This is a genomic window from Bacillus sp. F2HM (genome assembly GCF_019266135.1).
GTDB lineage: Bacteria > Bacillota > Bacilli > Bacillales > Bacillaceae > Bacillus > Bacillus safensis.
This window is the reverse complement of record NZ_LRMO01000016.1, coordinates 40,747-50,966: the sequence shown is the minus strand read 5'-3', so window position 1 is coordinate 50,966 and position 10,220 is coordinate 40,747. Positions and strand designations below refer to the sequence as shown.

7 protein-coding genes are annotated in these 10,220 nt (G+C 41.9%); 5 read left to right on the top strand and 2 right to left on the bottom strand.

All coding sequences use genetic code 11. The annotated features are described in order from the left end of the window. Positions 1-182: 182 nt before the first annotated feature. The 5 genes from pcrB (at position 183) to AWT60_RS10915 (ending at position 7,549) form a co-directional block, all read left to right on the top strand. The gene (pcrB, locus tag AWT60_RS10935) at positions 183-875 is read left to right on the top strand and encodes a heptaprenylglyceryl phosphate synthase (protein WP_041108669.1); all 693 of its coding nucleotides are present in this window, start codon (positions 183-185) and stop codon (positions 873-875) included. 57 nt (positions 876-932) lie between these two features. After that, positions 933-3,155 carry a DNA helicase PcrA gene (gene pcrA, locus AWT60_RS10930; RefSeq protein ID WP_087976386.1) on the top strand — a complete coding sequence of 741 codons (2,223 nt, stop codon included), beginning with the start codon at positions 933-935 and terminating at the stop codon, positions 3,153-3,155. 40 nt (positions 3,156-3,195) lie between these two features. Beyond that, on the top strand, positions 3,196-5,202 hold the full coding sequence (ligA, locus tag AWT60_RS10925; RefSeq protein WP_218677250.1) for an NAD-dependent DNA ligase LigA: 2,007 nt from the start codon (positions 3,196-3,198) through the stop codon (positions 5,200-5,202). Positions 5,203-5,217: 15 nt separating this feature from the next. Beyond that, positions 5,218-6,414 carry a CamS family sex pheromone protein gene (locus AWT60_RS10920; protein ID WP_163115650.1) on the top strand — a complete coding sequence of 399 codons (1,197 nt, stop codon included), beginning with the start codon at positions 5,218-5,220 and terminating at the stop codon, positions 6,412-6,414. A gap of 127 nt (positions 6,415-6,541) precedes the next feature. Continuing rightward, a complete protein-coding gene (locus AWT60_RS10915) occupies positions 6,542-7,549 on the top strand; it encodes a phosphotransferase enzyme family protein (RefSeq protein WP_163115649.1) in 1,008 nt (335 codons plus the stop codon). Between the two features lie 43 nt (positions 7,550-7,592). Here AWT60_RS10915 and AWT60_RS10910 read toward each other — a convergent pair whose 3' ends face one another. Further along, positions 7,593-8,285 carry an MgtC/SapB family protein gene (locus tag AWT60_RS10910; RefSeq protein ID WP_024424547.1) on the bottom strand — a complete coding sequence of 231 codons (693 nt, stop codon included), beginning with the start codon at positions 8,283-8,285 and terminating at the stop codon, positions 7,593-7,595. Between the two features lie 167 nt (positions 8,286-8,452). After that, the gene (putP, locus tag AWT60_RS10905) at positions 8,453-9,934 is read right to left on the bottom strand and encodes a sodium/proline symporter PutP (RefSeq protein ID WP_041108664.1); all 1,482 of its coding nucleotides are present in this window, start codon (positions 9,932-9,934) and stop codon (positions 8,453-8,455) included. Positions 9,935-10,220: the final 286 nt, after the last annotated feature.

The following is a 10,220-nucleotide window of genomic DNA, read 5'->3' as shown; positions in this document are numbered from 1 at the left end:
AGACTTTGTCTACAAGCTGAAGCAGATGCTTAGCATCTGCTTTTTTGTTTCTAAATCTTTAAATTACGCCACCCATTTTCAAAAGAATGAAACTTTTAGCTAAAGGAGGTTACCCATTTTTTGCAGACACTGATTTTGTTATAATATTTAAATGGAATGAAACGAATGGAGGAACGTTTTTCATGTATGATGTTACCGAGTGGAAGCATGTCTTTAAACTCGATCCAAATAAAGAAATTTCCGATGAACAGCTAGAAGCGATTTGCGAATCTGGGACGGATGCCATATTGATTGGCGGAAGTGATCATGTGACAGAGGACAATGTGCTTCAATTGATGTCAAAGGTCCGCCGGTTTCTAGTGCCATGTGTGCTCGAAATCTCCACACATGAGATGATTGTGCCTGGCTTTGATCTGTATTTCATCCCGACCGTTTTAAACAGCTCTCACCCTGACTGGATTGTTGGGCTGCATAAGGACGCAATGAAGGAATTCGGTGATTTGATGTCAATGGAAGAGATTGTGCCTGAAGGTTATGTCATCTTAAATGAAGATTGTAAAGCGGCCAAGCTCACAGAGGCAAATACAGCGCTGGATATCGATGACGTCAGGGCATATGCAAGAGTGGCAGAGCATTTGATGAAGCTGCCCATTTTTTATCTGGAATACAGCGGAACGCTTGGAGACATAGAGCTTGTCAAAGAAACAAAAGCAGTGCTTGATGAAACAGTTCTTTTTTATGGCGGCGGCATTCAGAACGCTAAGCAGGCAAAAGACTTCTCCCAGCATGCAGACGTCGTGGTTGTAGGAAACGTCATTTATGACAATTTCAAAGAAGCATTAAAGACAGTCGAAGCAGTCAAAAAGTCATCATAGTCAAATAAGACGAAACGGGTTAAAATAGAACATAAGTTCGAATTGGCGGTGAATGGAATGAATGAAATATCGAATCATCTATTAGAAGGGCTGAATGACGCACAGAAAGAAGCAGTCAAAGCAACAGACGGTCCTTTATTGTTGATGGCAGGAGCAGGAAGCGGGAAGACACGGGTGCTCACACATCGAATTGCCTACTTAATGGCAGAAAAGCATGTGGCGCCGTGGAACATTTTAGCGATTACATTTACGAATAAAGCAGCACGTGAAATGCGTGAACGTGTCCAGGCTATTTTAGGGCCTGGCGCAGATGACATTTGGATCTCTACGTTCCACAGCATGTGTGTCCGTATTTTAAGACGCGATATTGACCGCATTGGTGTGAATCGCAACTTCTCTATTTTAGACACATCTGACCAGCTTTCAGTCATCAAAAACATTTTAAAAGAACGGAATATCGATCCTAAAAAGTTTGACCCGCGCAGTATTTTAGGATCAATCAGCAGTGCAAAAAACGAACTCATTGACGCAGAGGAATACGCCAAAACAGCCGGTGATTTCTATGATCAAGTGGTCAGTGATGTCTATACAGATTATCAAAAGCGTTTACTCAAAAACCAATCACTCGACTTTGATGATTTAATTATGATGACAATTCGTCTGTTTGAGCGCATTCCTGAAGTATTAGAGCACTATCAGCGGAAATTCCAATATATTCATGTGGATGAGTATCAGGATACGAACAGAGCACAGTACATGCTTGTGAAACTGCTCGCGCAGCGTTTTCAAAATATATGTGTTGTCGGTGACTCGGATCAGTCTATTTATCGCTGGCGAGGAGCGGATATTACAAACATTCTCTCCTTTGAAAAAGATTATCCATCCAGTGAAGTGATTCTGCTTGAGCAAAATTACAGATCGACGAAACGCATTTTGCATGCCGCAAATACGGTTATTCAAAACAATGCAAACCGGAAGCCGAAAAATCTTTGGACAGAAAATGATGAAGGAGCGAAGATTGCCTATTATCGTGCAGATAATGAATTTGGTGAAGGTCAATTTGTCGCAGGAAAGATTCGTCAGCTTCATCAGAGCGGAAAGCGCAAATTATCCGATTTTGCCATCCTTTACCGGACAAATGCCCAGTCTCGTGTCATAGAGGAAACGTTAATGAAAGCCAACATTCAATACAACATTGTCGGCGGCACGAAGTTCTATGACAGAAAAGAGATCAAAGACATTTTGGCATACTTACGCCTAGTGGCAAACCCAGATGACGATATTAGTTTTGCACGAATTGTCAACGTACCAAAGCGCGGAATCGGGGCGACATCTGTTGATAAAATTGCAGCATATGCGGAGATGAATGATCTGTCTATGTTTGAAGCACTTGGTCAGGTGGATTTCATTGGACTGAGTGCACGGGCAGCCAATGCGCTTGATGAGTTCAAACAGCTCATTGATCAAATGACGAACATGCAGGACTATTTATCTGTCACTGAATTAACAGAAGAAATTCTAGAGAAAACAGGCTATCGTGAAGCGCTGAAGCTCGAAAAAACCATTGAAGCACAAAGCCGCTTAGAAAATATTGACGAGTTTCTATCCGTCACTAAGAACTTTGAAGAACAGAATGAGGACAAGTCACTTGTGACCTTCCTGACAGATCTCGCCCTCGTCGCAGACATTGATAAGCTGGATGAGAATGAAGAAGAAGATCAGGATGCCGTCATCTTAATGACACTTCACGCTGCAAAAGGTCTGGAATTCCCTGTTGTTTTCTTAATGGGAATGGAGGAGGGTGTCTTCCCGCACAGCCGTTCATTAATGGAAGATGCAGAGATGGAAGAAGAGCGCCGCCTCGCTTATGTAGGCATCACACGGGCTGAAGAAGAGCTTTATTTATCAAGTGCAAAAATGAGAACACTTTTCGGCCGGACGAACATGAACCTTGAATCAAGATTCATTCGAGAAATACCAGCCGATTTATTGGACAACCTAAATGAGAAAAAAGAAACAAAAACAACGTTTGGCCAAACAAGAGAAAGACCGCAAAGACGGGGACCTGTCTCACGTCCGCAAACACAAACCATTCAAAACACAGGCGGCGGCAGTATTGGCTGGGCTGTGGGCGATAAAGCGGCACATAAAAAATGGGGCGTTGGTACGGTTGTCAGTGTGAAAGGCAGCGGAGACAGCACAGAGCTTGACATTGCGTTCCCAAGCCCTACAGGCATTAAGCGTCTTCTCGCAGCATTTGCACCAATCGAGAAGCAATAAACTGATAGGACAAAACGGATGAATTGAAAGGAAGAAGCAGATGGATAAAGAAGCAGCGAAACGCCGGATCGAGGAACTGCACCAGATTTTGAATCAATACAACTACGAATATCATACACTTGATCGTCCAAGTGTTCCTGACGCTGAATATGATGCGCGGATGCGTGAGCTGATCTCTCTGGAGGAAGAACACCCTGATTTAAAATCAGCGGATTCTCCTTCACAAAGAGTAGGCGGCGCTGTTTTAGACGCCTTCCAAAAAGTGCGTCACGGCACACCGATGCTCAGCCTTGGGAATGCGTTTAATGAACAGGACCTTCTTGATTTTGACCGCCGGGTTCGTCAAGCAGTCGGTGACGATGTCGCTTACAATGTCGAGCTGAAAATTGATGGACTCGCTGTTTCTCTCCGTTATGAAAATGGCGTGTTTGTCCGAGGAGCGACACGCGGAGATGGAACAACGGGGGAGGATATTACTGAAAACCTCAAAACGATTCGTTCCATCCCACTTAAAATCAAACGCCCTCTGTCGATTGAAGTGAGAGGCGAGGCATTTATGCCAAAACCTTCTTTTGAAGCATTAAATGAAAAAAGAATACAAAACGAAGAAGAGCCGTTTGCAAACCCGCGTAATGCGGCTGCAGGTTCACTTCGTCAGCTTGATACGAAAATTGCAGCGAAACGAAACCTTGATATATTCGTCTACAGTATAGCGGAGCTTGATGAAATTGGTGTTGAAACGCAAAGCGCAGGACTTGATCTTCTCGACGAACTTGGCTTTAAAACAAACAAAGAAAGACGGATGTGCCAAACGATCGAAGAAGTCATCGACCTTATTGAAACATTAAAAGTAAAGCGTGCCGATTTTTCATATGAAATCGATGGAATTGTCATTAAAGTCGATTCACTGGCTCAGCAGGAAGAACTCGGCTTTACAGCAAAAAGCCCGCGCTGGGCAGTTGCGTACAAGTTTCCGGCTGAAGAGGTCGTAACGAAGCTGCTTGATATTGAACTAAGTGTCGGACGTACAGGCGTGATTACACCAACAGCAATTCTTGAGCCTGTCAAGGTAGCAGGGACGACAGTACAGCGTGCGTCTCTTCATAATGAAGATTTGATCAAAGAAAAGGATATTCGCTATTTTGATCAGGTGATTGTGAAAAAAGCCGGCGATATTATTCCTGAAGTCGCAGGTGTCCTTGTCGATCAGCGTACAGGTGAAGAAAAGCCGTTTCACATGCCAACTGAATGTCCAGAGTGTCATAGTGAGCTGGTGCGAATCGAAGGCGAAGTGGCCTTGCGATGTATCAATCCAGAATGTCCTGCCCAAATACGTGAGGGACTCATTCACTTCGTTTCCCGTAATGCAATGAATATTGATGGGCTTGGCGAGAGGGTCATTACACAGCTCTTCAAGGAACAGCTAGTCTCTCGTGTGTCAGACCTTTACCGTTTAACGAAAGAAGAGCTCATTCAGCTTGAACGAATGGGCGAAAAATCTGTCGACAATTTACTGCGTTCGATTGAGCAGTCGAAAGAAAACTCTCTTGAGCGTTTACTATTTGGACTCGGCATTCGATTTATTGGTTCAAAGGCGGCAAAGACCTTGGCGATGCATTTCGAAAACATCGATCAATTAAAGCAAGCAACGAAAGAACAATTACTTGAAGTCGACGAAATTGGTGAAAAAATGGCTGATGCCGTCGTTACGTACTTTGAGAAAGAAGAAATACTCGATCTGCTAAACGAACTAAAAGAGCTTGGAGTCAATATGACCTATACAGGACCAAAGCCGGTAAAAGCAGAAGAAAGTGATTCCTACTTTGCAGGAAAAACCATTGTGCTGACAGGAAAGTTAGAAGAAATGGCTCGAAACGATGCAAAAGCAGCGATCGAAGCGGTAGGCGGCAAGCTGGCAGGTAGTGTGAGTAAAAAAACAGATCTAGTCATTGCCGGAGAAGCAGCGGGGAGTAAGCTGACAAAGGCAGAAGAACTCAATATTGAAATTTGGGACGAAGCTAAAATGCTCGAGGAGCTAAAGAAATAAGAGGAGTGTTTTCTATTGAAAAAGTTGTTATTGCTGCTGACAATGCTCACACTGGTATTGTCAGCGTGTGCACCTTTTGGGGGAAAGGAAGAGGAAGAGGTCACACAAAAAACGGATGAAACGAAGGAAACAAAGGAAACAGCCATCATCCCGATGTACAATATCTCAGACTCCTATTACAAAATGGTACTGCCGTTTAAACAAGGAGCTGCGAGAGGTTTAACAGCGGAGCGTCTCAACACACGCTTGGACATTGATGAATTTGAAACAGGACTCATGCGTCTTGCAACAGAGTCATTTAATACTAACGACTATCTTTTCCAAGAAGGACAGCATTTAGATGAGGACACCGTTCTCAGCTGGCTGGCACGCAAAAAAACAGGCAGTGATCTGAAAAAGGCAGAAAAAGAAGATAAAGACTTTAAGAATCTAGGCTTAAATCCTGCTCTTCCAAACTCAGGTTCAACAAAGTCTAAAAATGAAAATAGTCCCATCTACTTAGCTTCCATGCTAGAGCATAATTACTTAATTCGAAAAGACAAAAACAGCTTACAGCTTGGCGGAGTTGTCATTGGTCTTGCACTGAACTCTGTTTATTATTACCGTGAAAAGATCGGTGACCCGCAGCAAGAGGTGACCATCGATTCATCGAAAAATTCAAAGAAACTTTTGGCAGAGGGTGAAAAAATCGCTGAACAAGTGGTCAAGCGCATTCGTCAAATGGACGGACTGCAAAAAGTGCCTGTCATGATTGCCCTTTATAAGCAAGCACCAAAATCATCTATCGTTCCAGGTAACTTTATCGCCAAAACGGATGTGAAAGCAGGCTCCGCTGATATCGGAAATTGGGATACGATCAATGAGGAGAATGTATTCTTCCCTTCAGATAATGCGAAAAGCAGCTACAAAGATGATTCAGAGCGATTTGACCGCTTCAAGACAAAGGTCGAAGACTACTTCCCGAATTATACTGGTGTTGTAGGAAAAGGCTTTTACAAAAACGGCAACCTGCAAAAAATGAAAATCGAAATTCCAATGCAGTTCTATGGAAAAACGGAAGTCGTAGCCTTCACACAATATTTAACCGGTGAAGTCATGGATTACTACAAGAGTACCAATATCGAAATCAACATTACATCTTCTGATCAACAAGAAGCCTTGATTACGAAAAATGCTGAAGACAAAGAACCGACTGTTCATATATATGACTAAATAAGAGGGATTTCCAAACTCTTGTCAAAATATTAGGAGAAACCAAGAAGAAAGGCAGGTATGTTGATGCTCGTATAATGCTGATTACCGTCAAGAACATTTAAAAAGACGATAAAGGAGAATCAGCATGCATAAAGAAGTAAAAGCACGATACGATGAACAGAAAGTCTTAAAGAAAGCGGCTCATTTGTATGACTTTCAGCTTGACCAAGTCACATTTCTAGCCGATGCAGAAAATTATGTGTATGAATATAAGGCAATGAATGGGGAGAATTATATATTAAAAATCACCCATACCATTCGTCGTTCACCCACATATATTTTAGGAGAAATGGACTGGATTCGATTCCTGGCTCATCATGGTATTTCCGTAGCAAAGCCGATTTCATCAGCAAGAGGAAAAGACGTTGAAACCATTCCTGATCAAGCCGGAGGCGCATTTTTACTTCGTGTGTATGAAAAAGCACCAGGGAGAAAAGTGAATGAAGGAGATTGGAATGGGAAGCTGTTTGAAGCGTTAGGGTCCTATACAGGACGAATGCATCAAATAACAAAACGATATCAAGTAAAAGATCCTCTTTATAAGCGTCAAGAGTGGTATGAAGAGGAGCAATTAAAGCTGGATCAATATATTCCGTCTGATCAAACGGTTGTTTTGCGAAGAAAAGATGAACTGATGCAAAAGCTTCACCAGCTCCGAATTTCGAAGGATGTGTATGGGCTGGTGCATGCTGATTTGCATCATGGAAACTTCCATTATCATCAAGGAGAGATTATCGCATTCGATTTTGATGATATTGGATATCACTGGTTTATCAATGATATTAGTATTTTGCTATACAATGTTCTTTGGTATCCAGTGATTCCATATGATGATAAAGCTGAATTTACGGCAGAATTTATGAGTCATTTTCTAAAAGGCTATCGACAGGAAAATGAGCTTGATGACGCGTGGCTGGCAACAATTCCTGATTTTCTCATGCTGCGTCATATGCTTATTTATGGGCTTTTACATCAAGCATTTGATCTCCAAACAATGACTTCTGACCAAAAAGCCATGCTGTCATGTTTTCGAAAGGAAATTGAGCAAAAAACACCAATTACTCCTTTTGACTTTCAACAGCTGGCCCGATAAAAGAAACCCCTTGCTGTGTCAAACAGCAAGGGGTTTTTTATGACTACACCGTATCACACTTCACGCCAACGACGCCTTCTAGATCTTTAATATCAAAGTACACATCGGTTGTATAGCGGTCTTTATGCACACGTACGCGTACTTCCATGATCGGATAATCCTTTTCCTTTAAATCATCAATTCGAACAGAATGAATACGGATATTGAGGGCTTTCATTTCTTTTAAAATATCGGTCATGCGGTTTCGATCAGAAAGAGACATTCTGATGCGGATTTCTTTTTCCTGCAGGCGAATCGGTCCGATCCGCTGGAAGAGCCATGGTAGAAATTCAACACTAATGAGAATAAAGAAAAGACTGAGGAAGGCTTCTTTATAAAACCCTGCACCTGTTGCAACCCCAAGTCCTGCTGCTCCCCAGATCATCGCAGAAGTCGTGAGACCTGAGATGACATCATTGCTTTTTCGAAGAATTACACCTGCTCCAATAAAACCAACACCTGATATAATTTGCGCCGGTAACCTGAGTGGGTCCATTTGAAGCTTAGAGACTCGAGGGAAATTGTAGGCTGCATCAATGCTGATGATGGTTAAGACGCAGGAGCTGACAGCAATGACAATACACGTTTTTAAGCCGAGGGGCTTTTTCTTCAGCTCTCGTTCAAGCCCGATAATCAGACCGATTAAGGTGGCCACGGCTAATTTTAAGACTGTATCCCATTCAATTGTCCAAAACATGCGTATCGCTCCTTTCACTTCATGTACGTTTCACAACATGTATATGATCTTCTCACAGCCCATATAGCTGCACAACTCTTATTTTATTCAGTTTCTGAAGAAAGAAAAGCTTTTTATTTTATTTAAAAAGAGAGTCATCCGCATTGGGCAGATGACTCTTCAATTCTTTATTTTGATTCTTCTTCAAGATGATTTTCCATTTTGGTAAACAGTTTCTTAGAAGCTTTAGATGGTTTATTGGTCAAGAGGCTGACAATGATGGCAGTCAAACCACTCAAAATAAATCCTGGAACCATTTCGTACAAGCCAGTTGTATTATTCAAGCCGGTTGAAATCCATGTTAACACTACAACTGCCCCTACAACCATTCCTGCAAGTGCACCGTGATGGTTCATTCGCTTCCAATATAGGCATAGAAGGATGACTGGACCAAATGAAGATCCAAAGCCTGCCCAAGCATAACCAACAAGGTCAAGAATGGTATCACTTGGATTAAGTGAAAGACAAAGCGCGATAATGGCAACCACCAATACAGACATACGCCCAATCATCACTAGTTCTTTGTCTGACGCTTTTCTTCTAAAGAAGGTTCGGTATAAATCCTCTGTCATGGCACTTGCAGTCACAAGCAGCTGTGAAGAGATCGAACTCATAATCGCAGCTAAAATAGCAGAGAGTAAAAATCCAGTAATATACGGGTGGAATAACACTTTAGAAAACACAATAAAGATGGTTTCTGGATCTGCTAAAGTGGTACTAGTCTCATGTACATAAGCGACACCGACTAATCCAACAGACAGTGAACCAATAACAGACACAATCATCCAGCTCATCCCGATACGACGTGCTGGTTTTAAATCTTTTACAGTCGTAATGGCCATGAATCGAACAATGATGTGCGGCTGTCCAAAGTAACCAAGCCCCCATGCTAAGAAGGAAATAATGCCAATGACGCTCGTTCCTCTGAATATATCAAGCAATTTTGGATCAATTTGTTGGATATCTTGATACGTGGCAATTGGGCCACCTAATTGAGTAAAGGCAACGATCGGCACGAGCACTAATGCTAAAAACATAATGGCTCCTTGAACAAAATCAGTTAAGCTCACTGCCAAAAAGCCGCCGAATAAAGTGTATAAGATCACGATACTAGAGGTTAAAATTAAACCAAATATATAATTGGCACCAAACGCAGATTCGAATAAACGACCGCCAGATACCATACCTGATGAGGTGTACAGTGTAAAGAAAATCATAATAATGACAGCTGAGACAGCTTTTAATAAAGTAGAAGAATCTTTAAATCGTTTGTCAAAAAAGTCTGGAATGGTGATCGCATCATCAGCAACCTCAGTATACGATCGTAAGCGAGGAGCTAAAAATAGATAATTCAAGTAAGCCCCACTAATCAAACCAACAGCAAGCCATCCTGACGAAAGCCCTGTTGTATACATCGCGCCTGGAAGCCCCATGAGCATCCAGCCGCTCATATCTGAAGCACCAGCAGATAGAGCTGTCACGTAAGGACCCAGCCCGCGTCCGCCCAACATATAATCATTTAAGTCATTTGTTTTTCTAAATGCATACCAGCCAATGGCCAGCATTCCAATAAAATAAATAGCTAGAGAAATTCCAATCTCAATACTCATGTTTCCATATCACCTTTTTCGTATTAATTTGACATCACCTCATTCAAAATATACAAGAACATTCAAATCGTCTGTCTGCTCACTGCTATGGTTACTTAACCTAACAGAGTATTCCCTGCTGATCAACCTTCTTAAACCTCTTTCTTACATAAAAAAATGCGTAAATGATTGATAAGAATCTATATGTAAGCGTTATCAAAAACATTTAAAAGAAAAAATTTTCTGATAAATAATCAACTTCTGATACAAATCATTTTCATACTTTCTGGTTTTAAGGGTGATGGGG

Coding starts and splice junctions, on each gene's coding strand:
- pcrB (WP_041108669.1), top strand. CDS start 183: ATGTATGATGTTACCGAGTGGAAGCATGTCTTTAAACTCGATCCAAAT.
- pcrA (WP_087976386.1), top strand. CDS start 933: ATGAATGAAATATCGAATCATCTATTAGAAGGGCTGAATGACGCACAG.
- ligA (WP_218677250.1), top strand. CDS start 3,196: ATGGATAAAGAAGCAGCGAAACGCCGGATCGAGGAACTGCACCAGATT.
- AWT60_RS10915 (WP_163115649.1), top strand. CDS start 6,542: ATGCATAAAGAAGTAAAAGCACGATACGATGAACAGAAAGTCTTAAAG.
- AWT60_RS10910 (WP_024424547.1), bottom strand. CDS start 8,285: ATGTTTTGGACAATTGAATGGGATACAGTCTTAAAATTAGCCGTGGCC.
- putP (WP_041108664.1), bottom strand. CDS start 9,934: ATGAGTATTGAGATTGGAATTTCTCTAGCTATTTATTTTATTGGAATG.